Source organism: Moraxella sp. I5G (genome assembly GCF_055193055.1).
In genome coordinates, this window is sequence record NZ_JBUXLH010000001.1 from 116,730 (window position 1) to 143,284 (window position 26,555).

The window sequence follows — 26,555 nt, forward strand, 5'->3', positions numbered from 1 at the left end:
GATTTATAATGAATATCGAAGAATTATCAATTAGTCAATATATTGTAAAACGTATTAATAATAATATTAATATTCATAGTAATCTAATATTTGAAAATAATTATATTCATGAAATTGATAATAATATTTTTCATTTGTTTTATTTTTTATTAACTAGATATTTAAACGAAGGTCATACTGTATTATTAATTTCAAATTCTAATTGGCTAGAGGAAATCATAACGATTACATTATCTTATTTTGATAATGTCATATCTTATTCAAGCATATTAGAATTTTCAGATGAACTTTACAAATCAAGAAAAAATCAAGAAAAAATAAATATTATTATGAAAGACTTGGAATTTAATTTTAAGAATAGTCTTTATAATAAGATAAACAAAGATAGTGATAAAAAAAATAGTACGGAAATAAAAAATATAATAGATGAATATTATATTATTTATTTATCTTTATTAAGATTTTATTATTTAAGTTTTTATATTTTAAAAGATTCATTAAAAAATTTTATTGATAGATTAAAAAATAATTGTTTTTTTTCGGTAAATTGTCAAAAAAATGATCGGGTAATTATTGTTAATTACAAAGAAAAAGAAAATAAAGCTATTATATGGTTAAATCGTATCTATCATGCAGAAAAACTATTATTTAATGAAATAAAAAATTTATGTCAATCAGAAAGTACATTCAATGATATAGAAAGAAGTTTAACTGAAGAATTAAATAAAGAACAGATAGAGGCTATCGAAAATATTTGCAATCATTCAATTTCTATTATTACTGGCGGACCTGGAACAGGTAAAACATTTACAATTGCTCAAATGGTTAGAATGATTTATGATAAAAATCCAAATATTCATTTGGCACTTGTTGCGCCGACAGGAAAAGCTGGTCAGAGAATGAAAGAATCTTTGCAGAATGCAATTAAAGAAAATGATATCTCCTTGCCAGAACCAATGACAATTCATAGATTGCTTGGTATTGGCAATAACGGTATGCCTTACTACCATAAAAATAATCCTTTATCTTATGAAATCATTATTATTGATGAAGCATCTATGCTTGGCATTGAACTTGCCAAAAATTTATTAATGGCAATTAAACCAAAATCAAAAATTATTTTATTGGGTGATACTCATCAATTATCGGCTGTTGATGCCGGTTCTGTATTATTTGATTTATGTAAATTAGATATTTTAAAGAACAATCAAACAAATCTAATACAAAGTAAGAGATTTAATAATGAATCTGGAATAGGAAAATTAGCTCACTTGATTAACCAAAAAGAATTTATTGATATTGATTTTTTTCAAAATATTATAAGTACCAGCAGTGATTTGTTTTTTAAGGATATAAATTCTGATAATGATAAAAGCTTTTATGATGATTTGCTCAAACCTTATTATGATGGAGAAAATAGTTATTTTTATTTAACCAAACAAATAAAAAATACATTTTTTCAAATGGATGAAGAACAACAAAAAAATTATTTAACTTTACTAAATAAATCACTAAATCAGTATCGTATTTTAACCGCTTCTCACTCTTTTATTTGTGGAGACCACTCAATAAATCATTATATTAAAATTGCTCATAGAGATTATTTAGAGTTATCACCAGAATTTTCCAGATTTTCTTGGTATCATGGAAGGCCAGTGATGGTATTAAAAAACAGATATGATTTGGGTTTATTTAATGGCGATATTGGAATTTGCCTACAAAATGGAAGAAAAAGTAATCAACTGGCTGTATATTTTTACGAAAAATCCTTAAAAATATTTCCAATACATATGTTTGATGATGATATTGTTGAAAGTAGTTATGCCATTACTATACATAAATCACAAGGCTCGGAATTTGATACAGTTGCCATTACATTTAATGATGATAATCAAAGAATCCTATCTAAAGAGCTGATTTATACTGCAATTACTCGTGCAAAAAAACAAGTGAAAATATACAGTACTAAATCAGCTTTGGAAAAATCAATTAACACTGAAACCAAAAGATATACAGGGTTAAAAGAATTTGAAAGAATAGGGGATTGTGGAATTATTGACAATTAAATTTAATAAAAAATTCATAATCATCGTCGCGACTTAAGCTTGGTTTACCAACTCCAATGATTGTACCTAGTACCGCTGCCCCTTGGTCAATCACTCGTCCAAGTTTTTCATCAACCACGCCATTATAAGTTGTCTTGTCACTAATCACAACTGGCGTTTTGTGCCCACACTGTTTCTGGGCACTCTGCATAGCAGCATGTTGCGCCTTAACCTTGGTTGAACCTAAGCCTGTAGTCTCAAAAGTACTGTCTGCTTTAGGAATTACTGGCGATATAGGCGTATTTTGGCAGCCCGATAAAGTAAAAATCGATGCAACAATGCCCATTATAACCAAAAATTTATTTAACATAATCCTTTTTCTCCAAAAGAAAAGAAAACTACTAGAAATTATAATAAAAGTAAGATAAAGAAAAATTTTTATTTGTAAAAATTTGTCAAATTAATTTAAATCTTATTAACAAAAAGTAACATTAAACAAAAAATCAACAAACCAAATAAAAATGATATAATAAACAAATTTTTCTTTATACAATCTTAAAAAGTCAAAATTAAACTAATGAAGATCCAAAAACCAACAATATTGATTCCAGCAAAACACATTGCCAAAGATGCTGTTTTAGAAGTAAACTACACTTGGAAAAATAGTAAACATCTTGCAATTATTTGCCATCCAAATCCCAAAGTAGGCGGAAATATGCTAAGTAAGGTAGTTACAAACCTGTATCGTTTCTACCGTGATAAAAATATCAACGTTGTGCGTTTTAATTATCGTGGTGTTGGAAAATCAAGTGGCAATATTGAGTATGGTCAAGGAGAGTTTATTGATGCGCTTTGTGTATTAAATTGGGCTATCAATCAAACAAATGCAGCATATTTACACATCTCTGGTTTTTCATTTGGCGGGTTTATTGCTTGTTTACTAAGTAATGAGATGCTAGAAAATAAATTAAATAATTATAAAAACATTCAATTAGAAAAAACAATTTTAGTTGCTCCATCTATTGAAAAAAATAACCCGGAAGGATTAAAATTTAATAGGGAAAATACATTTGTTATTTATGGAAATAAAGATGAATTTATTAACCCAAATAATATAGAAAAATTTTCTGAATTATTTGGTTTAAAATCAATTAAAATAGAAGGGGCAACCCATTTTTTTAATGGAAAACAAGAAGACTTAAAAAATGTTTTAGAAGATATTTATAAAAGTAACTCCTAACTTAAATTTTAATTAATCTTTAGTCATCATTTAAAGGTAAAAACTTATGAAAATAAATGAAAAAAGTCCATTAGAAAAATATCAAACCGCACTTTCTGGTGGTGAATTTAAACACGATGAAGTTCAAGAAAATGCAATTAAATATTTAGATAATTTATACCATCAAATTATTCAATTTAATAATTCAAAAAATCAAGGATTCTTTGCTAGTTTGTTCAAACAAAAAACAAATTCACCACCTAAAGGTTTATATATGTGGGGTGGGGTGGGTCGTGGAAAAACTTGGTTGATGGATATGTTTTATGAAAGTCTACCAATAGAAAGAAAAATGAGGCTGCATTTTCATCACTTTATGCAGCGAGTCCAAAAAGAATTGGTCGCGCTGCGTGGGCAGAGTAATCCTTTAGAAAAAGTTGCAGATATTATTTACAACGAAGCAATCGTTATTTGTTTTGATGAATTTTTTGTTTCTAATGTATCTGATGCAATGATTTTGGGTGATTTATTTACTATGCTATTTAAAAAAGGCATTACATTGGTTGCAACATCCAATATCGAGCCATCAGGACTGTATAAAAATGGCATTCATAGAGATCGATTTTTACCTGCTATTGCTCAAGTAGAAAAAAATACAGTAGTTATGAATATTGATGCTGGTATTGATTATCGATTAAGGCTATTAAAACAAGCAAAATTATACATATCACCTTTATCTCAAGAAACTAATAATTGGCTCAATGAGCGTTTTGAAGCACTATCTGCCAATCAAAGTGTTTTTACTGACCCAATTACAGTTGGTGGACGTGAAGTTGTTATTAAAAAACGCACGGAAACTATTTTACTTGTTGATTTTCGAGAATTGTGTTTACAGCCTAGATCAGCTGCAGATTTTATTGAGATTGCTAATAATTTTAATACCGTTTTAATTGATAATACACCTGATTTAAATGACAATCTTATGGACCCTGTTCGACGCTTTATTTATTTGGTTGATGAATTTTATGATAGGAAGGTAAAATTACTGATGCGAGCAGAACAATCCATTTTAGACATTTATCAAGGTGAAAAATTAGCCTTTGAAATAGAGCGTACTCGCTCTAGGCTTCTTGAAATGCAATCAGAAGAATATTTATCCCAGGAACACAAATTAGACTAAATTAAAAATATTATTAATTGAACTTGGTTAAAATAAAAATAAACTTTAAAAGCGAGATAAGTCATGAATTCTATTGTTCGTCTAATACAATCAAGAAGAAGTATTGGAAATTTAAACAAACCAATACCAAATAAAGAAGAATTATCAATTATTTTAGAAACCGCTTTAACTGCTCCAGACCATAAAAAACTTGTTCCTTATCAAATATCTATTTTAACTGAAGATAATTTAGATAAATTTGGGGATGTTTTATTAAAAGCGGGCAAAGAAAAAGCTATAAAAGAAAACAAGACACTTGATGAAATTGCAGAAAAAAAATTATCAAATATGCCAAAACGCGCGCCAATGATTATTACAGTTGCGACAAATTTTAAACAACATGATAAAGTCCCAGAATTTGAACAGTTGTTAAGCGTCGGCGCAGCAATTCAAAATATACTACTGACCTTAGAATCAATGGGCTATAAGAGCATTTGGCGAACTGGTGATTTGGCTAATGAAAAACTAGTGAAAGAATTTTTTAAGGTATCAGATGATAATATCATTTGTGGATTTATTTATATTGGTTCTAGTGATATTGTCTTACCAAATAGAGAAAAAATTAACCAAGAATATATAAATCAAATTATAAGTACCATTAAATAAGTTATTAAATATTGAGTTTATATTAACAAATGAACGAATAAAGGTTGAGTTATGAAATTGCCAAAAAGTCTTAAAGTTCAAAAAATGGTGGATGCCGCTAGTAATAAAATTGATGAGGCAAAACATATACTAGAAGAGCAGTTAGAAACTTTTGAAAATAATTTAGAAGATAAAGACGGTAACAAAGGTATTTTGGCAAATATTGCCCAACTTGTCAGAGCAAAAAAAATAAAAAAGACTGATGTTGATAATACAAAAATCAATGCAACTGTCAAAAATATCCCTTTGCCTTTACGTATTGCAATTTTGGGTGGTGGTAGTTTTGGTACAGCCATGGCAAATATTGCAACAAAAAACGGTTGTCAAGTAACACAATGGGTTCGGGATAAACGTACGGCCAAAGCGATGCAAAAAACTCATATTAATAAAAAATATTTGCCAAACCATAAACTTGATGAAAGAATAAAATTCAGTCATGATTTAGCAAATTCAGTAAAAGGTCAAGATTTAATTTTTGTGGTTGTTCCAAGTTCTGCAGTACGTGAAACCTTAAAATCCATTGCTCCTTACATTACTCATCAAGCTGTTATCTCCTTAACCAAAGGCATTGAAAAAGAATCATTTTGTTTAATGAGTGAAATTATTCAAGAAGAGCTGCCGCAAGTGAATTTTGGAGTTTTAAGTGGTCCAAATTTAGCTGCTGAAATTATGGATAATATGCCAACAGCAACTGTTATTGCTAGCGAATCAGAATCTTTGCGTTTGTGTGTGCAAAACGCGCTACATAGTGCGTTTTTTCGTGTATTTGCGTCTGATGACGTTAAAGGTGTTGAGCTTGGCGGCGCCCTGAAAAACATTTATGCGGTTGCGATGGGCATGGCGAATGCTTATCAAGTTGGCGAAAATACCAAAGCTATGCTTTTAACACGAGCCTTGGCAGAAATGAGCCGTTTTGGTGTGGCGGTTGGAGCCAACCCTTTGACTTTTTTAGGATTGTCTGGCGTAGGTGATTTATACGCAACGTGCAACTCGGTTCTTAGCCGTAATTATCAAATTGGCAATATGTTGGGCAAAGGTATGCCTTTAGAAGATGCTATTGCCAAACTTGGGCAAACTGCTGAAGGAGTTAACACCATTAAACAAGTACATGAACAAGCAAGCAAACTTGGGATTTATATGCCAATTACTCATGCTTTATATATGGTTTTGTATGAAAATAAAGCACCACTTGGTGTTGCAATCAATCTCATGGAAACGGGATTTCGCAGTGACGTAGAATTTGTGATGCCACATGATGCTAGCAATGAGCAACTTTCTAAAGAATTTTCAGAAGTCTTAAGAGCCAGTCAAGATGCCAAAACCCAAAAGACCATTGGCATAAAGAACAATAATTAGAATAACCGATCTTTTGATTAAGCTACTATTTGAGAAATTATCATGCAATTATTATTTATCCGACATGGGCAAGCTGCCCCTTACTGTGCTGATGATGCTGATCGCGCCTTAACTGATTTTGGACAAAAACAAGCTAAACAAACCGCCGATTATGTTCTAGCTAATTTTGCACCTGATTTAATTATCAGCAGTCCATATATTAGAGCCAAACAAACTGCCGAAATTTTACAAAGAAATTTAACAACTCAGAACCACAATACAAAACTTACCTTTTTAGATAGTATCACACCTGATGATGACCCTAAAGCAGCTGTTTTGGATATTGCCAATCTAATAGAACGTGAATTTGGACAAATTTTTGACCATGAAAATTTCCCAGAACGTTGTATTGTCATTGTGTGTCATATGCCCATTATCGCAAAGTTGGTTGGTATATTAACAGAACTTCATCCAGAAAATTTTGAATTGGCTGAATGCCAAGTGTTAAAAACATCCGTTTTTGCTAATGGTCTAGCAACCAAAATAACGGGTTTTATACCAGTTCAGCCTTAGAGTCATTATTTTCAATGACTGATAAAATCAAATTGTCTATTTAGGTTTTGATACTAATTTATGATATAATTTTGATTTAAATTTAACGACGCGGAAATTTTTCATGTCTTATAACCTTATTCGTCCGTTTTTATTTAAAAAAGACCCTGAAGAAGCCCATGAATTGACCTTGGAAATTTTAAAAAAGGTTCATAATGCCCATTTGCTTGGCTTTGTATATCCTAGACAAGAAATGATTACCAATTGTATGGGTATTTATCTTTCTAATCCCGTTGGTTTAGCCGCTGGCTTGGATAAAAATGGTGAATATATTGATGCATTATCTGAACTTGGCTTTGGGTTTTTGGAGATTGGTACAGTAACCCCTAAACCCCAACTAGGTAACGAAAAACCGCGTTTATTTCGTCTGCCTGAAGCCGGGGCAATCATCAACCGCATGGGTTTTAACAATGATGGCGTTGATAAACTAATTGAAAATGTTAAAAGAGCAAAATATAAAGGTGTTTTAGGAATCAATATTGGCAAAAATGCCATAACACCTGTGGAAAATGCTTTAGATGATTACGTTTATTGTTTAGAACGTGTTTATCCTTATGCCAGCTATATTACAATCAATATCTCTAGCCCAAATACTAAAAATTTACGCGATCTACAGAGTGGCTCGGCACTTGCCAAATTATTAGATGGTATCAGAAATTGTCATGCGCGTTTAGCGAATAATTATGGTTTTTATGTCCCACTTGCTTTAAAAATTGCACCAGATTTAGAAGATGAGCAAATTGATGAAATTGCTAAAAACTTACTTGACTTTGATATCGATGGTTTGATAGCCACAAATACTACATTATCTAGAGTTGGTGTAGAAGATGATAAATATGGTGATGAAGTGGGTGGACTTTCTGGTAGACCACTTAGTCATCACAGCACGGTAATTTTATCCAAATTTGCTCAACGTCTAGAAGGTAGAGTTGATATTATTGGGGTTGGTGGTATTGATAATGGAGATTTAGCGGTTAAAAAAATCAAAGCAGGTGCCACCGCAGTGCAAGTTTATTCGGGTTTGATTTATCGTGGACCTTCCTTGGTTGAAAACTGCATACAATCGATTGCTAGTTTTTTGGATAAAGAAAATGTCAATAATAATTCATAATAAAAGACAGTATTGATGAATTTATTTGATAGTATTGTTATCCTATTTATTCTTTTTGGGGCATGGCGTGGTTTTTGTTTGGGCGCTGTAAAAACCATCTTATCTTTGATTGCTTGGATTTGTGCTTGGTTTTTAGGATTTAAATTTGCTTCTGTGCTTGCTCCTTTGTTTCGTGGAATTGCTGATAGTCATCTTGGGCAGCTTGCTTTGGCGTTTTGTGCCATTAGCATGCTTGTCTTGATGGTTGGGCATATCATTGTTTGGTTTTTATTAAAAATTTTAGCCTTTTTTAAATTAACTATAGTAGATAAAAGTCTTGGAGCGATTTTAGGTGCTAGTAAAAATTTATTTAAGATATTGATTTTCTTAACTATTTTTTCACCTATTTTTAATAAATTTAATTTATGGCAGCAGTCTTATATTGCTGAAAAACTTTTATTTTTTACTCCTGTCGCTAAAGAAATCTTGATAGATGCTGTCAATGAATCCAAATTGTAATATTGTAATTTAGTCTTTAAAACATTCCTTGTATTTGGGGTAGGTCTATGTGTGGTGTAATTGGTATTTGTGCTTATGAACCTGTAAATCAGATGCTTTATGATGGCTTGACCATGCTTCAGCATCGTGGACAAGATGCAGCAGGTATTGCCACTTTAAAAGATAATCGAGTTTATCTACGTAAAGATAATGGCATGGTGCGCGATGTGTTTTTGGATAAACATATGATGCGTTTGGTGGGAAATTTTGGAATTGGTCATGTGCGTTATCCAACAGCTGGCACATCAAGTATAGCAGAGGCTCAGCCTTTTTATGTTAATTCACCTTATGGAATCACTTTAGCGCATAATGGCAATTTAACCAATGCTGAAGTTTTGGCAAAAGAACTCTATGAAATTGATCGTCGTCATTTAAATACGGATTCAGATTCAGAAGTTTTGTTAAATATTTTTGCACATGAACTTCAAGAATTTGACCAGCCCAATTTAACTCCTGATGATATTTTTCATGCTCTAAAAGCCGTTTATGAGCGTTGCCAAGGGGCGTATGCTGTGGTTGCAATGATTGCTGGACATGGCATTTTGGCATTTAGAGACCCAAATGGTATTCGTCCTTTGGTATATGGTCAGCGTAAAACCGAAAAAGGTGTGGAATATATGGTTGCCTCAGAATCTGTGGCGTTGACTGCTTTGGGTTTTGAGGTGGTTAGAGACGTTGCTCCCGGGGAAGCTATTTTTATTGATTTGGATTATCAGCTTTATACCAAACAATGCGTCGCCGCTGCTAAACACACACCATGTATTTTTGAATACGTATATTTTGCTCGCCCTGATTCTATCATTGATAATATTTCGGTGCATAAAGCTCGCATGCGTATGGGTGAAAAACTTGCCAAACATATCTTAAAAGAGTGGGGCGAGAATCACGGGATTGATGTGGTTGTTCCAATCCCTGATACTTCTAGAAACTCAGCTCTTGAATTGGCACTGCATTTAAATGTGAAATATCGCGAAGGTTTTAATAAAAATCGCTATATTGGACGCACTTTCATTATGCCCGGTCAATCATTGCGTAAAAAATCAGTTCGTCAAAAATTAAATGCAATTCCATTAGAATTTAAAAATCGTAACGTGCTTTTGGTTGATGACTCGATTGTTCGAGGAACAACTTGTTATGAAATTATCCAAATGGCAAGAGATGCAGGGGCAAAAAATGTCTTTTTTGCATCCGTTGCACCGCCTGTTATTTATCCAAATGTTTATGGCATTGATATGCCGGTTAAAAGTGAACTTATCTCATCAGGTCGTACCGTTGATGAAGTTCGTCAAATTATTGGTGCTGACCGTTTGATTTTTCAAGATTTGGATGACTTAATCCACGCGGTTAATAACACCAAATACAGTCGTGTAGACAGTTTTGATTGTTCGGTATTTGATGGTAAATACGTTGCTGGCAATATTGATGATGCTTATCTAGAAAATCTAAAAACTAAAAGAGCAGATAATGCCAAAAAAGCATCTGTCAATACCCCGGTGGATGTTTCTGGAATTGAATGATTGAATTATTTAAATGATTGATTCAGATTTAGGGTGTATATAAAAAAGTATCTTCTAGCTGCTTAGCTTGATTGATACTTATACCTAAATCTTGAATCAAACCATCTTTTAAATCATAAATCCAGCCATGAACGGCAACTTTTTCACCACGAAACCAAGCATTTTGAACAATGGTAGTGTGTGAAATGTTGGTAACTTGACGCCGAACATTCATTTCAGCAAGTAGATTAACTTGTTCTTCAAAATTCAATCCTTCAAACATATCCCGATACTGATAGCGAAGCCCTTTTAAAGAACGCAACCAATTATCAATCAGTCCATATTCAGTATGTTGCAATGCCGCCCGAATGCCGCCACATCCATAATGGCCACAAACAATAATATGCTCAATTTTTAACACATCAACAGCGTATTGCAAAACGGACAATAAATTCATATCCGTTGCAACGACCATATTAGCGACATTACGATGAACAAACAGCTCTCCAGGTTTTAGCCCAACAACTTCATTGGCGGGAACTCGGCTATCTGAGCATCCAATCCAAAGATATTTTGGCGATTGTTGGCGTGCTAGGTTTGGGAAATAGTCAGGATTATCATGACTTAATTCTTCAGCCCATTTGGCATTATTTTTTAATAAATCGCTAATCATAGTCATTACTTCTATAAAAACAATGTATTGATTTAAATTAACATAATCATTATGTTAAGTCATGCCTATTAGGATTTAATAAAAATACCCCCAAAGAAGTATACTTAAATGATTAGAAAGTGTTAGAATCCTTACTGAAGTATTTTAGTGTATTTGTTAAATGTAAAGGTAAGATTATGTCTGTTAAATCTGTTTTTTATCAAACCACATTGGTGCTTGTACTAGCAAGCATTTCTTACTCGGTAGCTGCTGAAACCATCTATGCTGCTGCTAGTATGACGGATGCTATCAATGAGCTAAAAGCAAAATATGAAAAAAAACATAATGCAAAAGTAAAAACTTCTTATGCTGCATCATCAACGTTAGCTCGTCAAATTGAGCAGGGCGCTTCGGCCGATGTATTTATTTCAGCAGATTTGGCTTGGATGGATTATTTAGAAAATAAAGGTAAAGTTAGCACTACTCACCGTAAAAATTTATTGGGAAACCGTTTGGTTTTAATCACTCCTGTTAAAAATCCTATCAAAACCAGCATTAAATTTGATAAAAATTTCAATATTGATGCTGCTTTTACTGGAAAATTATGCACAGGTAATACCAACAGCGTTCCTGTTGGCAAATACGCCAAACAAGCCTTAAATAACTTAAACTGGTGGTCAAGCATTTCCAAGCGTCTTGTCGAAACTGAAGATGTGCGCGCTGCACTGAATTTTGTAAGTCGTGGCGAATGTCAGCTTGGTATTGTTTATGCTACTGATGCTGCTGCATCCAAAAATGTTAAAGTAGTGGGTACATTTCCTTTAGCAACACATAATCCAATTGTATATCCTATCGGAATGATAAATACAGATGCGAATTCAAAACGTTTTTATGAGTATCTGCAAAGCAATGAAGCAAAAGCGGTTTATAAAAAACACGGCTTTAGTGTATTGCAGTAATCAACTTAAAGATATTGGCTGAAAAATGGATTTTTTTACGTTAACCCCTGATGAAATTGATATTATCAAGTTATCTTACAAGGTAGCAATTTGCTGTTTGTTGGTCAATATCTCGCCTGCCATTTTGGTAGGTTGGGTATTGGCACGCAAAGAATTTTGGGGGAAGTCATTTTTTGAAACGCTGATTTTTTTACCTCTGGTTCTACCGCCAGTGATACCAGGCTACATGCTTTTGGTATTGTTTGGCAATCAAGGTTTGATTGGTCAATATTTGTCTGCAATTGGGCTAGAATTTGCTTTTAATTGGAAAGGAGCGGTTTTAGCCTCTGCTGTGATGGGCTTTCCATTGATGGTACAATCAGTGCGCGTAGCAATTGAAATGGTGGATAAACGCCTTGAAATCGCTGCAAAAACCTTAGGCGCATCAAATTTTCAAACTTTTTTTGGCATTACTTTACCGCTGGCGTGGTCGGGTATCTTGGTGGGGGCAATTTTAAGTTTTTGTCGAAGTTTAGGCGAATTTGGAGCCACAATCACCTTTGTAGGTAATGTTGCAGGTGAAACCAATACACTGCCTTTAGCAATGTATAGTTTGCTTCAACAAGTGGATGGGGAAGAGCAACTTTACAAGCTATTATTTTTGTCTTTAGGCGTAGCGTTTTCAGCGCTTTGGTTTGCTCAGTGGTATACTCGTAAACAAAAACAAAAATTTATCTAAAGAGAATGTCAAATATGTTTGATTGTCAATTTACACTATCTTTAGGCAAAAAAAAGCTAGAAGTTTTTTTACAATATCAAGAATCAACTGTTGGAATTTTTGGTGCGTCTGGGCTTGGTAAAACTAGTATTTTACACGCCATTGCAGGTATCCATCGTCCAAAAATTGGACACATCCGCATCAATGGTCAAACGTGGTTTGATAGTCATCAAAACATCAATTTATCCACTCAAAAACGCCGTGTTGGATTGGTGTTTCAAGACGCTCAGTTGTTTCCCCATAAAACGGTTGATCAAAACTTACGTTTTGGTTATGACCGCTTAAAACCCAGCGAACAAACCTTTAATTTTGATGAAATTGTTACCTTACTAAAATTGAAACCGCTACTTAATCGCCTACCCATTAAATTATCTGGTGGTGAAAAGCAAAGAGTGGCTTTGGGTCGGGCAATTTTGTATTCACCTAATTTGTTGTTGATGGATGAGCCTTTATCAGCATTAGACAGCGAATTAAAAAGCGAAATCTTACCTTTTTTTGAACATATTGTACAAAATTTATCCATTCCAATGCTGTATGTGAGCCATGATAGATTGGAGATTCAGCGATTAACCAAGACAATTTATGATTTGAATAAAAATTCATCTTGATTTAATTTGCTAAGTTTTGGCTAATTTTTAGATGTTATAATACACCTAAATTAGTTCAACTAGAGGAGTCTGTAATGACCATCAATTTGAAGAAAATCTTTGCTATTTTTGCCTTATCATCAGCCATCGTTTATGCACCAAGTGCGTTAGCGGACGACGATTGGGATGATTGGGATGATGATGATTATCGCCCAAGACGTACACAAAGCTATCAAACCAGACATAGAGCAAAAACTCATACAACTTATATTTCTCGTCAAAGGGCTGCACAAATTGCTCGTTCTCGTATCAAAGGCAGCTCAGTACGCAGTATCGATTTTGATAGCAACGATGATGGTCGTGGTCCAGTTTACGATGTTGAACTAAATTCGCCCAGTGGAAGATACGATGTGAAAATCAACGCTAGAACTGGTGGGGTTATCTACGTTAGACGCGATTACTAAAAATAGTCAATCTATATCAATTTATAAAAAAACCGAATACTCCTTTTGGGTAGTCGGTTTTTTACTGTTTGTGCTTTAGGAGAATATGGATAACGTTTGGTACTGGTTATCATTATCTCATTTATATTCATTTGATGGCTAATAAAATGAATGAACGCAATCGTAAGTACTACCTAACCGCTTTAGAAAATCATCCTTTGTTTGCTTTGCTTCCAAAATCAAAACATGGACAAGAAGCAAAAGACCATTTGTTGTCACAAGTTGTGCTACATGAATACGCCAAAGATGAAATTATTTTTTTACAGCATGATGTTGTTGCCAATTTGTACTTTTTATTGGCAGGCGAAGCGGTTTGCCATCGTCAGCTACCAAGTGGTCAGGAGTGTTTAATCGCCAATTATCAAACTTTATCCTTAATCAATGAAAGTGTACTTTGGGATTGGCAACATTTTGCACCAAAAAACATACCACCTATTATAAAATCTGATAAAAAACCAGACATTGCTAGTAAACATTCGGCGCTATTAATCAAGCAGGGTGGAATTCATCAGCTGACTGCAACCGCCAAAGAAAAATCCATTGTTGCCAGTTTATCAGTACAGGCTTATTTTAAGAGCATTGAACAATTTGAGCTGGGTGGGTTGATTACTTGGTTTTGTGAATGTATCAGCAAACGTCTGTATCATCATTTAATCAGTAGTGATTTATTGGCATTTGTGCAAGCAAAATCCAAACTTGGATATTATCTTTTAACTCATTATAATCACGGTGTACCATTTTGTTTTCAATGCAGCCAAAAACAACTAGCTAGCCAAATTGGATTGCGACCTGAAACCTTATCTCGCACTCTAAAAGACTTTATTGAGCTTGGATTGATTGTTAAACAAGACAAGCATCATTATATTATTTGTGATGTACAAGGGCTTTTAGATATTGTCAGCCAATGATTGCGATGCAGCTTGGATAACAAGGCTTTTGCTATTTTTTTAAATGATTAACCGCCCAAACTGCCGCTTCTACTCGGGTTCTTAAGCCAATTTTACCTAAAATGTGTTTTACATGGACTTTAACGGTTGATTCAGCAATGCCAAGCTTATTACCAATCATTTTATTACTTAAACCTTCAGCAATCATATGCAGCACTTGAAGTTCTCTGTCTGTTAAATCTAACATGCTTTCAGCATTTGCAGGTTTTCTCATGGCTTGGGCAAGCACAGGGGCAAGAGACGGACTAATTACCAATTCACCACACAAGATTCGTCGAATGTTGGCAATGATTTCTTCAGGTTCCATATCTTTTAGCAGATAGCCATCAACACCTAATTCTAAAGCGTCTTGCACGTCTTTTAAATTATCCGATACTGTAAATAACAGTACTTTGCCAACAATTCCCAATTCACGAATTCTTTTTAGCGTTTCCACACCGTTCATAATTGGCATATTATGATCTAAAATAATCAAATCCACATCGTTATTTGCCAAAAAATCTAAAGCTTCTCGACCGTTACTGGCTTGTCCTGCAACAAATAAATCAATTTCAAAACCCAATAAATCAGCAAGTCCGCGTCTTAACATGGGATGATCATCCACCAGCAAAAGGCGAGCGGGATTTTGATTGGTAAAAATTTTTTGACTCATGGTATGTGCCCTAAAAATAATTTAATTTTAATAATGAATAGACTCTTTGTTTATTATAAGTGATTTTGTAATCATTACCCAATAAAATGGTTATAAAATAGACAAATAATCAGACAACCTTCATCGATAAACATGATGTGTTGACGGATTAAGCTGATGTTTTGCCAAAGGTTTTGGTAAGTTCGTTGTCAAGCTGTTTGGTGATGCTTTCAATTTCTTCACGACTCCAATCATTTAATGTTGGGAGGGGGCGAACTTCTTTGGTGTGTTTCAAAAAAAACTGTGGCAAAAACCGCACCATAACCTCTGTACCATGAGGTTTTACACTTCGCGTATCAATACTTCCCCCAAGGCTTGCCGCACGTTCTGCCATTGTACTTAATCCATAATGCCCATATTTATTCTTATCACTTTGACTGATACCAACGCCATTATCTTGAATGAGTAGCACCACATCATAGCTGATGGCATCTTGGTATAGCACAACATTGGCGTGACTTGCTTTAGCGTGTTTGTATACATTGGATAAAGCTTCACGAGTAATTTGCAATAAATCCACTTGTTCAGCAGCGCTTAAATTCAATGTTAAAACTTGATTATCAAAATTGCTGGTAAAATGACCTTTTTGACTAAATTCAGTAATTGCTTGTTGCATCAATTCATGAAAATCACCGCCATTAATTTTAATACGAAAAGTATTTAATAATTCTCGTAATTGACTGTAAGCATGATTTAAACCCTCTTTTAAATCTTCTAATACTTTATCTTGTTTGGCATGAATTTGATAAAATTCTGTTTTTGCTTGCAAATCCAATGTTAATGAATTTTTATCTAAATTGTCTTTATCAAAATAAGTTGATAAAAAAACTTTTTCATTGTCATTTAATGTTTTTAACATACTGGCTTGTATTTTTAAATAAGATAAAGATTGAGCAATAGAATCATGCAATTCTCTTGCAAAGGTGTTTCTTTCTTCACTTAAAATAAGTTCTTGACGTTGTTTTTGTCTTTGCTCTGATGCAAATGCCAAAGCAATTAAATTAGCCAATGTAATTAATAAGTCATCTTTTGATAAAGAATGGTCATTATCAATATTAATTAATGGAATGTTTGCAGAATTATTATTGCTATTATTTATTGAATATTCTGTATTTTCTGTTGAAACATCTGCTTCTTTAATTAATAATTCACCCCATTTACTATTTTGGCTTTGAATGGGAATAACACGAGTTTTAATATTAGATTTTAGATTACAGCTTTCGCAATCATCCGCCATGCAAAATTCGTAATGGCTTCTATCCGATAAGGAAATAATGGTATTACTCTCATAATTTTCTCCATGAATGCATAAGGATATTTCGCTATTAGGTAATAGTTTTACAAAATCTTTAATTAATTTGTGCAATTCTTGAGTATTTAAATGCTCAGTAGCAATTTTTTGAGCAAAATCATATAACGCATATAACGCTTGATTGGATTGGGTTAAATGGTGGGTTTTTTGCTTAACTTCATTTTCTAAATGATTTTGATGATTATTAATTACATTTAACATCTGAAAAAAAGCTTCAGACAACTCATTTAATTCTTGATAGCCTTGCGTATTATTTTGAATGTTTTGAATATCAAAACGCTTTCCTTCTTTAAAGTTTCTTGCAGCTATGGTTAATCTTTTTAATGGGATAAGCGCGTTATAATTAAGCTCTCGCATTCCAAAAATCATAATCACCACAATAAAAAATAAAGAAATAAAACTAATGCGTTGCTGGCGAATTTGACGCATTTCATTACGATTTTGGATGGCGGTTACTAGCTCATTGACTTCATGTAAAAATTCCAAAGAATGTTGATAAAATTTGTCAGAATTTTTGTCTTTTAATAAGGGTAATAATTGACCATTCCATTGGGTTTCTAGTATTAATAAAATTTTATCAATTTTTTCATCAGAATTGTTTATTTTATTTTGATAAAACTTTAATTCCATAAATCTTTTTTGCATATCATCAATTAATGGTTCAACAAATTCACTATTTTTGTCATTACCATTGGTTTGACGCAATTGAAATTGGCTTAACTGATAATTGATTCGGTATGTTGCCATACGAATAGAACCTGCCTGATTAATAGCTTTAGCGTCAGCCTCAGAAACTTTTGATAGGTGGATGCTGGCAATCGATGAAGAAAGTACCACAAGTGAGATTAAAATAATAACTGTCCATGCCCGAGCTGGCAGCGAATGCCCAATTTTAAATGGGGTAAACCACTGTCCAATGAAGAAATTATGGTTAGGCGACATGGATATACTCCCAAAAAATTATAAAAGGTTAATTGTGCAAATTATCATCAAATTACAAATTACAAACAGTCTAAAAAATTGATTAACCTTATGAAAACATTAGCTATTTTTACAAAGTTTAACAAAATAAACGATACTACTAAAGTTGTATAAATGGGTTTGATAGCGCGTTCTACTTATTAAAAAATTGATTTAAATCAATATATATATTTTTTAGGTTGTCTATGATAGATAAAAATTGTATGATTTTAATTGATTTCACTCAAAATTTACAAACTTTAGTTTGTATAAGAATTCATACAAAACAAATAAATTTTAACAAAATCAACAGATTAGGAGTATTTATGGCAAGTGAAACCATGAAGCAAAATCTGGTGCTTGCTTCATCAACCGTCGCCTTTACTGTGTGTTTTATGGTTTGGATGATGTTTGCAGTTCTGGGCATTCCTGTTCAAAAAACACTCAATCTAAGTGAAACCCAATTTGGGCTTTTAGCAGCAACGCCTGTATTAACGGGCTCTTTGGTGCGTTTGCCATTGGGTATGATGACTGATAAGTTTGGTGGGCGAATTGTATTTTTTACCTTAATGATGATAACCGTTGTTCCAATTTATTTGATGAGCTACGCCAGTGAATATTGGCAGTTTTTAGTATTAGGCTTATTTGTTGGCTTAGCGGGCGGTTCGTTTTCAGTGGGAATTGCTTATGTTGCCAAATGGTTTAAGCCAGAAAGACAAGGCTTTGCAATGGGTGTTTTTGGCGCAGGGAATGCAGGTTCTGCCCTAACTAAAATTATCGGCCCATCTATCATTACAGCTGGCACTGGCATGGCAGCTTATGCCGCTGAAGGTTGGCGTTTTTTACCCAAAGTTTACGCAATTATCATGCTAATTACAGCGATTGGTTTTTGGTTTTTTAGTTATGACAATAAAGAACATAGAACAGCCAGCACAAGTAGCATTGCCAGTCAGCTTGCAGTATTAAAAGACCCTAATGTTTGGCGGTATTCACAATACTACTCCATTGTTTTTGGTGGTTATGTGGCGCTAGCCCTATGGATGACCAAGTATTATGTTGGTGAATATGGGTTTACTTTACAATCAGCAGCATTTTTAGCAGCGTGCTTCTCATTACCAGGTGGGGTGCTACGAGCGCTTGGTGGATGGCTTTCTGATAAATATTCAGCCCATACAGTAACTTGGTGGGTGCTTTGGTCATCATTTTTACTACTGTTTATATTGTCTTATCCTCAAACCAGTCTTGTGGTGCAAACCATTGGTGGTGAAAAATCCTTCCATTTAGGTCTAAATTCCACCATCTTTACTGTATTAATCTTCCTTTTGGGGATTACTTTTGCGGTAGGTAAAGCATCTGTATTTAAATACTTATCTGATGAATACAAACACAATATGGGTGCGGTGTCTGGTGTAGTTGGTCTAGCCGGTGGACTTGGTGGGTTTATTTTACCAATCATGTTTGGAGCGGCGGTAGACATTACAGGTGTTCGTTCATCAGCATTTATGATTATGTTTGGGGTGGTTTGGGTTTCTTTGATTTGGATTTATATCTCTGAAGTAAAACCAAAGATGGAACAAGGGCATCAGGCCATGCTAAAATCTAAAAATAAATAACCTTAATCTTTGTAAAAGTGTCAATTTAATTGGCACTTTTATTTTATCGCTGAATTATTGATTTAAATAAAGTTTATTTATACTACTAAAGTAGCATCTATATTTTATTGAATTAGTCATTAGGATAGGCGAATAAATCATTAAAAACACCTAAAATAAATTTAATTACAGTTAGAAATAATATAGTAATTAAATTATTTGGTTAAATTAAGTTCAAATAATTCAATAAATTATTTGGAGGGTTTATGAAAAATGAATTAAAAGGTGGAACAGTCATTCATGATTGGCGACCTGAAGATGAGCAGTTTTGGGAAAATGGTGGAAAACAAGTTGCTACAAGAAACTTGTTTATCTCTATTCCTGCATTGCTTTTAGCGTTTTCAGTTTGGGTAATTTGGTCGGTCATTGTCGTAAGAATGCCCGAGATCGGCTTTAAATTTGATAAATCGCAATTATCATGGCTTTTGGCTCTGCCTGCATTATCAGGAGCGACCATGCGGATTTTTTATTCGTTCATGGTGCCAATTTTTGGCGGTAGACGTTGGACAACTATTTCAACCGCATCGTTATTAATTCCAACAATTTGGTTGGGCTTTGCACTCCAAAACCCCGAAACACCTTTTGGCGTATTTGCTACCATTGCTTTACTTTGTGGATTTGGAGGTGCAAACTTTTCATCATCAATGTCAAACATTTCGTTTTTTTATCCAAAATCAAAACAAGGTATGGCGCTTGGATTAAATGCGGGGCTTGGTAATTTAGGCGTCTCTACCATGCAGTTTGTTGTGCCTTTTGTTATTGGTTTTTCATTGTTCGGTGCTTTTGGCGGCGATGCTCAAACAACCAGTAGTGGCAAAACGATATATCTACAAAATGCAGGTTTTGTTTGGGTGATTCCAATTGCTATTATGACGGTATTAGCTTGGTTTGGCATGAATGATTTGGCAGGTGCAAAAGCATCTTTTAAAGACCAAGCCATTATTTTTAGACGCCAGCATAATTGGATTATGTGTATTTTATATTTGGCAACGTTTGGTTCATTTATTGGATTTAGTGCCGCATTTCCAATGGTTATCAAACAATCTTTCCCTGATGTTGACCCGTTAAAAGTTGCTTTTTTAGGACCTTTGGTAGGTGCATTATTCCGTCCAGTGGGCGGCTGGTTATCAGATAAAATCAGTGGTGCAAAAGTAACATTTTGGAATTATATCATTATGACTTTTGCAGTACTTGCGGTGATGTATTTTCTAAAAGAAGGAAACTTTACAGGATATTTTGCTTGTTTTATGGTTTTATTTATTACTACAGGTATTGGTAATGGCTCAACTTTCCGTATGATTCCTGTAATTTTTCGCACCATGCACGAGCGTAAACAAACTCCTGATTTAATTAATGAGGCTCGTAAAGAATCTGCTGCAGTTGTTGGTTTTTCTGGCGGTTTTGCAGCTTATGGCGGATTTTTTATTCCAAAAATGTTTGGTTCAGGTCTGGGCGTCAATGGTACATTTATCACATTAATTGTCTTTTACGCAATCTGTATTGTTTTAACTTGGTGGTATTATAGCCGTAAAAACGCTGAATATCCTTGCTAGTTTTTTTAAATAACCATCAAAACCCTTAACTTTTAGGTTAAGGGTTTTATGTTTTGACTATTAAATTGATTACTTGGTTTGATAATTTTGACAAAAAAGATGAATTGGCAGTAGATTTTTATTTTAAATAAAAAATTGTAAGTAAATTATCGATATATTTATTTAATTCATCTCTACCCCTTAAGTATTATTCACCTAACCGTCAAGTTAATGGCGATTTTTTTTATAATTTTCTATAGTAAGGGTTAAATTAGCCAATTAAGGTCTATTCGGTGTTTTTAAATAGACTTTAGCCAACACTACCCATAGGGGGAGATTTATGAGTCATCTACTTGAACAATTTAGATTTTTTAAGAAAAAAACGGGCTACTATGCTGATGGTCACGGTGAGGTGCGTGATGAAAATCGCGATTGGGAGAATATTTATCGCAACCGTTGGCAGTTTGACAAGGTAGTTCGTTCAACTCACGGAGTAAACTGTACGGGTTCTTGCTCTTGGAAGATTTATGTTAAAAATGGTCTGGTTACTTGGGAAACTCAACAAACTGATTACCCACGTACACGCCCCGATTTACCAAACCACGAGCCACGTGGCTGCCCGCGCGGTGCAAGTTATAGTTGGTACATGTATTCAGCAAACCGTCTAAAATATCCAAAAGTTAGAAAACCTTTACTAAAACTATGGCGTGAAGCTCGTGCAAAATACAAAGACCCAGTAGAAGCATGGGCAAGCATTGTTACTGATCCTGCCAAGGCTAAAGAATACAAATCAAAGCGTGGTTTAGGTGGTTTTGTGCGCTCAAGTTGGAATGAGTGTACAGAAATCATCGCTGCTGCCAACATTTATACTGCTAAAAATTTTGGACCTGACCGTATTATTGGCTTCTCGCCCATTCCTGCGATGAGTATGTTGAGCTACGCCTCTGGAGCTCGTTATTTATCACTAATTGGTGGAGCGTGTCTTTCTTTTTATGACTGGTACTGTGACTTACCACCAGCATCGCCAATGATTTGGGGTGAACAAACTGACGTTGCTGAATCTGCTGATTGGTATAATTCAGACTATATCATTGCTTGGGGTTCAAACGTACCACAAACACGTACGCCAGACGCTCACTTTTTCACTGAAGTGCGTTATAAAGGCACAAAAACAGTTGCTATTACGCCAGATTATGCTGAAATTGCCAAACTGTGTGATTTATGGTTAAATCCAAAACAAGGTACAGATGCGGCTCTTGCTCAAGCATTTTGTCATGTTATTATTAAAGAATTCTATCTAAAACAGCCTAGCGATTATTTTCTAGATTATGCGAAACGCTATACCGACTTACCAATGCTGGTTATGTTGGAAGGTGAAGGCAAAAACACCAAGACAGGACGTTTTTTACGCGCCTCCGATTTAGTTGATAACTTAGGTCAAGAAAATAATCCAGAATGGAAGACCATTGCTATTAATAAAAATGGCGAACTGGTTTCTCCTTATGGTTCAATCGGCTATCGTTGGGGCGAACAAGGCCGCTGGAATCTAGAAACCAAAGAGGGTACACATAATAGTGATGTTGATTTAACATTATCCTTAAAAGGCAGTGGCGAAACGGCTGACGTTGGTTTTGATTATTTTGGTGGCGATGAACACCCTTATTTCACTGCAATGCCTGGCGATTCTATCCAATATAAGACTGTGCCTTGCAAAACTTTGACACTTGCTAATGGCGAGCAAGCCAAAGTGGTTACAGTTTTTGACTTGATGCTTGCCAACCTTGGTGTTGATAATGGTCATGGCGGTCAAAACGTTACCGATGATTACAATAACGCAAGCGTTGCTGGCACGCCTGCATGGCAAGAAAAAATCACTGGCGTATCTCGCGAAAAAGTCATTCAGATTGCTCGTGAATTCGCTGAAAATGCTCATAAAACTCACGGAAAATCCATGGTTATCATTGGTGCTGGTATGAACCACTGGTATCATATGGATATGAACTACCGTGGTGTTATCAATATGCTTATGCTATGTGGCTGTATTGGTAAATCTGGTGGTGGTTGGGCTCATTACGTTGGTCAGGAAAAGTTACGACCACAATCGGGCTGGGCTCCAGTTGCCTTCGGTTTAGATTGGCATAGACCACCTCGCCATATGAATGGCACTAGCTTCTTCTATAATCATTCTAGCCAATGGCGACATGAATCTGTATCTGCTCATGAGATTTTGTCAGCTCATGCTGATAAATCCAAATTCCCTGAGCATATGCTAGACTACAATATTCGCGCTGAACGTGCAGGTTGGTTACCTTCTGCGCCGCAGCTAAACCGTAATCCTCTAACCATTGCTGCTGATGCAAAAGCCGCCAATATGAGCATCCAAGATTATGTGGTGGAATCTTTAGCAAACGGTTCGTTGCGATTTGCTGCTGAGCAACCTGATAACCCCCAAAACTTCCCAAGAAATATGTTTATTTGGCGCTCCAATCTTTTAGGTTCGTCAGGTAAAGGTCATGAGTACATGCTGAAATATTTACTTGGCACAAAAAATGGCTTGCTGGGTGAAGAAACCGTACAAAATGGCTTTAGGCCTACCGAAATTGACTGGGTAGAAGATGCTCCAACTGGCAAAATTGACCTAGTAACCACGTTAGATTTTCGTATGTCTAGTACGTGTTTGTATTCTGATATCGTTCTTCCTACCGCAACTTGGTACGAAAAAGAAGATATTAATACGTCAGACATGCACCCATTTATTCATCCATTTACTGCGGCAGTTGACCCTTCTTGGGAATCTAAAACTGACTGGGAAATCTATAAAGCAATTGCTAAAAAATTCTCAGAATTATCAATTGGGCATTTAGGTACTGAAACTGACGTTGTAACACTACCTATGCAACATGATAGTGCCGACGAATTGGCTCAACCTTTTGGTGGTACTGACTGGAAAACTATGGGTCAAAGACCTGTTCCTGGTAAAAATTGTCCGAATTTTAAAGTGGTAGAACGTGATTATCCAAATACGTACGCCAAGTATACTTCCCTTGGTCCTTTGATGGATAAACTTGGCAATAACTCTAAGGGTATTGATTGGGATACCAAAGAAGAAGTTAGTCAGTTGGGTGATTTAAACTACCTGGTTAATGAAGAAACTTCTGCTAAAAACCGTCCTAGCATGAATACTGTGGTTAATGCTATTGAAACCGTATTAATGCTTGCTCCTGAAACCAACGGTCATGTGGCAGTTAAAGCATGGGCAGGATTATCTAAAAAAACAGGTCGCGACCACACGCATTTGGCAAAATCTAGTGAGCATGAAAAAATTCGTTTTAACGATATTGTTGCCCAACCTAGAAAAATCATCTCAAGCCCAACTTGGTCTGGTTTGGAGTCTGAAAAAGTTAGCTACAACGCAGGTTATACAAACGTTCATGAGCTAATTCCATGGCGTACACTAACAGGTCGTCAGCAATTTTATATAGAACATCCATGGATTTTGGCGTTTGGTGAGCAAATGCAACAGTATCGCCCACCAATTGATACCAAAACCACTGATTTGTTCAAAGGCGCCAAACCAAATGGCAATAAAGAAATCGTACTAAACTTCCTAACACCACACCAAAAATGGGGGATTCACAGTACTTATTCTGAAAACTTACTAATGCTGACGTTATCTCGTGGCGGTCCGATTGTTTGGATGAGTGAAATTGATGCCGCTAAAGCTGGCATTGAAGATAACGATTGGATTGAAGTCTTTAACCACAACGGTTCTATTACTGCACGTGCAGTGGTATCACAAAGGGTAAAAGAAGGCATGACCATGATGTATCACGCCCAAGAAAAATTGGTGAACATCCCTGGCTCTGAAATGTCTGGTACTCGTGGTGGTATCCATAACTCAGTAACGCGTGCAATTTTAAAACCAACTCATATGATTGGTGGTTATGCTCAATTCTCATACAGCTTTAACTATTACGGTACTGTTGGCTGTAACCGTGATGAGTTTGTGGTGGTGCGCAAAATGGCAAATGTTGATTGGTTGGAAGGTAAACCTGATGACAGCTTACCTCGCCCCTTGCCTACTACTTTAGATTGATAAAGTAATAAGAAAGCCCCCTTTAGTGTGATTTTTATAAACTACTTTAGGGGGTACAATACCCATAAATTCAGAGTTTACCGATGTTTATCATAAAAAAAATTTACCCGATAAACTAGGCAACCATAACAATAAGGAATTTTTGATGAAAATTCGTTCGCAAGTTGGCATGGTATTAAATCTTGACAAATGTATCGGCTGTCATACCTGCTCTGTTACCTGTAAAAATGTCTGGACCAGTCGTGAAGGTATGGAATATGCGTGGTTTAACAACGTAGAATCCAAGCCTGGTATTGGTTTTCCTAAAGAATGGGAAAATCAAGAGAAGTGGAAGGGTGGTTGGATTCGTAATGCTGACGGCTCTATCAACCCTAAAATTGGCGGTAAATTCCGTGTATTAGCAAATATTTTTGCCAACCCTGATTTACCAACTTTAGATGATTACTATGAGCCGTTTGATTTTGATTATCAGCATTTACAAACTGCGCCTATCAGCGAGCATCAACCAATTGCTCGTCCACGTTCTTTAATCACAGGTAAGCGCATTCAAAAAATTGAATGGGGACCTAACTGGGAAGAAATCTTAGGTTCTGAATTTGCCAAACGTCGCAAAGATAAAAACTTTGACAATATTCAAGCTGACATTTATGGTCAATACGAAAATACATTTATGATGTATTTACCACGTCTATGTGAACATTGCTTAAACCCAACTTGTGTTGCATCTTGCCCAAGTGGCGCAATTTATAAACGTGAAGAAGATGGTATTGTATTGATTGACCAAGAAAAATGTCGTGGTTGGCGTATGTGTATTTCTGGTTGTCCTTACAAAAAGATTTATTACAACTGGAAATCTGGAAAATCTGAAAAATGTATTTTCTGTTATCCACGTATTGAAAGTGGCATGCCAACCATCTGTTCTGAAACATGCGTGGGACGTATTCGTTATTTGGGTGTTTTGCTTTACGATGCTGACAAGATTAAAGAAGCGGCTAGCACCCCCAACGAAAAAGACTTATATCAAGCTCAACTTGATGTGTTTTTAGACCCCAACGACCCCAAAGTTATTGAGCAAGCATTAAAAGACGGTGTGCCAATGGGTGTCATTGAAGCAGCTCAAAAGTCCCCTGTTTATAAAATGGCGATGGATTGGAAATTAGCTCTGCCTTTGCATCCTGAGTATCGTACTTTGCCAATGGTTTGGTATGTACCGCCACTATCACCCATCCAAAATGCTGCCGAAGCTGGACAGGTAGGTATGGACGGGCTGATTCCAGATGTAGACAGTCTGCGTATTCCTTTAAAATATTTAGCGAATTTATTAACCGCAGGTGATGAACAGCCTGTTCGTCTTGCTCTAAAACGTTTACTTGCAATGCGTTCTTATAAACGTCTACAACTGGTTGATAAAAAAGATGCTCAAGAAGTGCTTGATGCTGTTGGTTTGACCAAAAAACAAGCAGAAGAAATGTATCGTTATCTGGCAATTGCTAATTATGAAGACCGCTTTGTCATTCCAAGCAGTCACCGCGAAGAAGCATTAAGTGATGTATTTGCTGAGAAAAACGGTTGTGGATTTAGTTTTGGTTCTGGCTGTTCAGGCGGTAATGATGTTAATATGTTTGGACAAATCAAGGCTAATCGTCGTGAAATGATTGAAACCGTTCAAACATGGGAGGCTTAAGTGCTTG

The 26,555-nt window shown here is 35.1% G+C and carries 22 protein-coding genes; 18 read left to right on the top strand and 4 right to left on the bottom strand.

Annotated features, from left to right (window positions below; all coding sequences use genetic code 11):
* Positions 1–8 precede the first annotated feature (8 nt).
* Entirely contained in the window at positions 9–2,066 is a 2,058-nt protein-coding gene (gene recD / locus ACZBKJ_RS00430; RefSeq protein ID WP_463198919.1) for an exodeoxyribonuclease V subunit alpha, read from the top strand.
* Here recD and ACZBKJ_RS00435 read toward each other — a convergent pair.
* On the bottom strand, positions 2,053–2,415 hold the full coding sequence (locus ACZBKJ_RS00435) for a hypothetical protein (protein WP_463198920.1): 363 nt from the start codon (positions 2,413–2,415) through the stop codon (positions 2,053–2,055). The two genes, recD and ACZBKJ_RS00435, sit on opposite strands and share 14 nt — an antisense overlap.
* A 207-nt stretch (positions 2,416–2,622) precedes the next feature.
* On the opposite strand from ACZBKJ_RS00435, the gene ACZBKJ_RS00440 reads away from it, so the two are divergent.
* The 8 genes from ACZBKJ_RS00440 (at position 2,623) to purF (ending at position 10,237) form a co-directional block, all read left to right on the top strand.
* A complete protein-coding gene (locus ACZBKJ_RS00440) occupies positions 2,623–3,285 on the top strand; it encodes an alpha/beta hydrolase (RefSeq protein ID WP_463198921.1) in 663 nt (220 codons plus the stop codon).
* Positions 3,286–3,331: 46 nt separating this feature from the next.
* The gene (zapE, locus tag ACZBKJ_RS00445; protein ID WP_463198922.1) at positions 3,332–4,441 is read left to right on the top strand and encodes a cell division protein ZapE; all 1,110 of its coding nucleotides are present in this window, start codon (positions 3,332–3,334) and stop codon (positions 4,439–4,441) included.
* Between the two features lie 63 nt (positions 4,442–4,504).
* A complete protein-coding gene (locus ACZBKJ_RS00450; RefSeq protein ID WP_463198923.1) occupies positions 4,505–5,086 on the top strand; it encodes a nitroreductase family protein in 582 nt (193 codons plus the stop codon).
* A gap of 51 nt (positions 5,087–5,137) precedes the next feature.
* On the top strand, positions 5,138–6,481 hold the full coding sequence (locus tag ACZBKJ_RS00455) for an NAD(P)H-dependent glycerol-3-phosphate dehydrogenase (protein ID WP_463198924.1): 1,344 nt from the start codon (positions 5,138–5,140) through the stop codon (positions 6,479–6,481).
* A 42-nt stretch (positions 6,482–6,523) separates the two neighbouring features.
* Entirely contained in the window at positions 6,524–7,033 is a 510-nt protein-coding gene (locus ACZBKJ_RS00460; RefSeq protein ID WP_463198925.1) for a SixA phosphatase family protein, read from the top strand.
* A 103-nt stretch (positions 7,034–7,136) separates the two neighbouring features.
* Entirely contained in the window at positions 7,137–8,183 is a 1,047-nt protein-coding gene (locus ACZBKJ_RS00465) for a quinone-dependent dihydroorotate dehydrogenase (protein WP_463198926.1), read from the top strand.
* A gap of 15 nt (positions 8,184–8,198) precedes the next feature.
* Positions 8,199–8,681, top strand: a complete 483-nt coding sequence (locus ACZBKJ_RS00470; RefSeq protein ID WP_463198927.1) for a CvpA family protein — start codon at positions 8,199–8,201, stop codon at positions 8,679–8,681.
* A 47-nt stretch (positions 8,682–8,728) separates the two neighbouring features.
* Positions 8,729–10,237 (top strand): amidophosphoribosyltransferase, encoded by a 1,509-nt coding sequence (gene purF / locus ACZBKJ_RS00475; protein ID WP_463198928.1) that lies wholly within the window; start codon positions 8,729–8,731, stop codon positions 10,235–10,237.
* Between the two features lie 28 nt (positions 10,238–10,265).
* On the opposite strand, the gene can is transcribed toward purF, so the two are convergent.
* A complete protein-coding gene (gene can / locus ACZBKJ_RS00480; RefSeq protein ID WP_463198929.1) occupies positions 10,266–10,889 on the bottom strand; it encodes a carbonate dehydratase in 624 nt (207 codons plus the stop codon).
* Positions 10,890–11,065: 176 nt separating this feature from the next.
* On the opposite strand from can, the gene modA reads away from it, so the two are divergent.
* The 5 genes from modA (at position 11,066) to ACZBKJ_RS00505 (ending at position 14,582) form a co-directional block, all read left to right on the top strand.
* Positions 11,066–11,827: a molybdate ABC transporter substrate-binding protein gene (gene modA / locus ACZBKJ_RS00485; protein ID WP_463198930.1), complete on the top strand. Its 762-nt coding sequence runs from the start codon at positions 11,066–11,068 to the stop codon at positions 11,825–11,827.
* Positions 11,828–11,852: 25 nt separating this feature from the next.
* Positions 11,853–12,545, top strand: a complete 693-nt coding sequence (gene modB, locus ACZBKJ_RS00490; RefSeq protein WP_463198931.1) for a molybdate ABC transporter permease subunit — start codon at positions 11,853–11,855, stop codon at positions 12,543–12,545.
* A 14-nt stretch (positions 12,546–12,559) separates the two neighbouring features.
* Positions 12,560–13,192, top strand: a complete 633-nt coding sequence (locus tag ACZBKJ_RS00495; protein WP_463198932.1) for an ATP-binding cassette domain-containing protein — start codon at positions 12,560–12,562, stop codon at positions 13,190–13,192.
* Between the two features lie 74 nt (positions 13,193–13,266).
* Positions 13,267–13,635: a PepSY domain-containing protein gene (locus ACZBKJ_RS00500; RefSeq protein WP_463198933.1), complete on the top strand. Its 369-nt coding sequence runs from the start codon at positions 13,267–13,269 to the stop codon at positions 13,633–13,635.
* 146 nt (positions 13,636–13,781) lie between these two features.
* Positions 13,782–14,582: a Crp/Fnr family transcriptional regulator gene (locus tag ACZBKJ_RS00505; RefSeq protein WP_463198934.1), complete on the top strand. Its 801-nt coding sequence runs from the start codon at positions 13,782–13,784 to the stop codon at positions 14,580–14,582.
* 31 nt (positions 14,583–14,613) lie between these two features.
* Here the strand turns inward: ACZBKJ_RS00505 and narL are convergent, their stop codons facing one another.
* Entirely contained in the window at positions 14,614–15,273 is a 660-nt protein-coding gene (gene narL, locus ACZBKJ_RS00510; RefSeq protein ID WP_463198935.1) for a two-component system response regulator NarL, read from the bottom strand.
* A 148-nt stretch (positions 15,274–15,421) separates the two neighbouring features.
* Entirely contained in the window at positions 15,422–17,566 is a 2,145-nt protein-coding gene (locus ACZBKJ_RS00515) for a histidine kinase (protein WP_463198936.1), read from the bottom strand.
* Between the two features lie 359 nt (positions 17,567–17,925).
* Between ACZBKJ_RS00515 and ACZBKJ_RS00520 the strand changes: the two genes are divergently transcribed.
* The 4 genes from ACZBKJ_RS00520 to narH all read left to right on the top strand — a co-directional run bounded on the left by ACZBKJ_RS00520 (position 17,926) and on the right by narH (position 26,548).
* Positions 17,926–19,197, top strand: coding sequence for an MFS transporter (locus tag ACZBKJ_RS00520; RefSeq protein ID WP_463199045.1), 1,272 nt, complete (start codon positions 17,926–17,928; stop codon positions 19,195–19,197).
* A gap of 245 nt (positions 19,198–19,442) precedes the next feature.
* Positions 19,443–20,789 (top strand): NarK family nitrate/nitrite MFS transporter, encoded by a 1,347-nt coding sequence (locus tag ACZBKJ_RS00525; RefSeq protein ID WP_463198937.1) that lies wholly within the window; start codon positions 19,443–19,445, stop codon positions 20,787–20,789.
* A gap of 319 nt (positions 20,790–21,108) precedes the next feature.
* Positions 21,109–24,864: a nitrate reductase subunit alpha gene (locus ACZBKJ_RS00530; RefSeq protein WP_463198938.1), complete on the top strand. Its 3,756-nt coding sequence runs from the start codon at positions 21,109–21,111 to the stop codon at positions 24,862–24,864.
* 145 nt (positions 24,865–25,009) lie between these two features.
* The gene (gene narH / locus ACZBKJ_RS00535) at positions 25,010–26,548 is read left to right on the top strand and encodes a nitrate reductase subunit beta (protein WP_463198939.1); all 1,539 of its coding nucleotides are present in this window, start codon (positions 25,010–25,012) and stop codon (positions 26,546–26,548) included.
* Positions 26,549–26,555: the final 7 nt, after the last annotated feature.

Excerpts from the sequence above, each read along its gene's own strand:
- recD (WP_463198919.1), top strand. The coding sequence starts at position 9 with ATGAATATCGAAGAATTATCAATTAGTCAATATATTGTAAAACGTATT.
- ACZBKJ_RS00435 (WP_463198920.1), bottom strand. The coding sequence starts at position 2,415 with ATGTTAAATAAATTTTTGGTTATAATGGGCATTGTTGCATCGATTTTT.
- ACZBKJ_RS00440 (WP_463198921.1), top strand. The coding sequence starts at position 2,623 with ATGAAGATCCAAAAACCAACAATATTGATTCCAGCAAAACACATTGCC.
- zapE (WP_463198922.1), top strand. The coding sequence starts at position 3,332 with ATGAAAATAAATGAAAAAAGTCCATTAGAAAAATATCAAACCGCACTT.
- ACZBKJ_RS00450 (WP_463198923.1), top strand. The coding sequence starts at position 4,505 with ATGAATTCTATTGTTCGTCTAATACAATCAAGAAGAAGTATTGGAAAT.
- ACZBKJ_RS00455 (WP_463198924.1), top strand. The coding sequence starts at position 5,138 with ATGAAATTGCCAAAAAGTCTTAAAGTTCAAAAAATGGTGGATGCCGCT.
- ACZBKJ_RS00460 (WP_463198925.1), top strand. The coding sequence starts at position 6,524 with ATGCAATTATTATTTATCCGACATGGGCAAGCTGCCCCTTACTGTGCT.
- ACZBKJ_RS00465 (WP_463198926.1), top strand. The coding sequence starts at position 7,137 with ATGTCTTATAACCTTATTCGTCCGTTTTTATTTAAAAAAGACCCTGAA.
- ACZBKJ_RS00470 (WP_463198927.1), top strand. The coding sequence starts at position 8,199 with ATGAATTTATTTGATAGTATTGTTATCCTATTTATTCTTTTTGGGGCA.
- purF (WP_463198928.1), top strand. The coding sequence starts at position 8,729 with ATGTGTGGTGTAATTGGTATTTGTGCTTATGAACCTGTAAATCAGATG.
- can (WP_463198929.1), bottom strand. The coding sequence starts at position 10,889 with ATGATTAGCGATTTATTAAAAAATAATGCCAAATGGGCTGAAGAATTA.
- modA (WP_463198930.1), top strand. The coding sequence starts at position 11,066 with ATGTCTGTTAAATCTGTTTTTTATCAAACCACATTGGTGCTTGTACTA.
- modB (WP_463198931.1), top strand. The coding sequence starts at position 11,853 with ATGGATTTTTTTACGTTAACCCCTGATGAAATTGATATTATCAAGTTA.
- ACZBKJ_RS00495 (WP_463198932.1), top strand. The coding sequence starts at position 12,560 with ATGTTTGATTGTCAATTTACACTATCTTTAGGCAAAAAAAAGCTAGAA.
- ACZBKJ_RS00500 (WP_463198933.1), top strand. The coding sequence starts at position 13,267 with ATGACCATCAATTTGAAGAAAATCTTTGCTATTTTTGCCTTATCATCA.
- ACZBKJ_RS00505 (WP_463198934.1), top strand. The coding sequence starts at position 13,782 with ATGAATGAACGCAATCGTAAGTACTACCTAACCGCTTTAGAAAATCAT.
- narL (WP_463198935.1), bottom strand. The coding sequence starts at position 15,273 with ATGAGTCAAAAAATTTTTACCAATCAAAATCCCGCTCGCCTTTTGCTG.
- ACZBKJ_RS00515 (WP_463198936.1), bottom strand. The coding sequence starts at position 17,566 with ATGTCGCCTAACCATAATTTCTTCATTGGACAGTGGTTTACCCCATTT.
- ACZBKJ_RS00520 (WP_463199045.1), top strand. The coding sequence starts at position 17,926 with ATGAAGCAAAATCTGGTGCTTGCTTCATCAACCGTCGCCTTTACTGTG.
- ACZBKJ_RS00525 (WP_463198937.1), top strand. The coding sequence starts at position 19,443 with ATGAAAAATGAATTAAAAGGTGGAACAGTCATTCATGATTGGCGACCT.
- ACZBKJ_RS00530 (WP_463198938.1), top strand. The coding sequence starts at position 21,109 with ATGAGTCATCTACTTGAACAATTTAGATTTTTTAAGAAAAAAACGGGC.
- narH (WP_463198939.1), top strand. The coding sequence starts at position 25,010 with ATGAAAATTCGTTCGCAAGTTGGCATGGTATTAAATCTTGACAAATGT.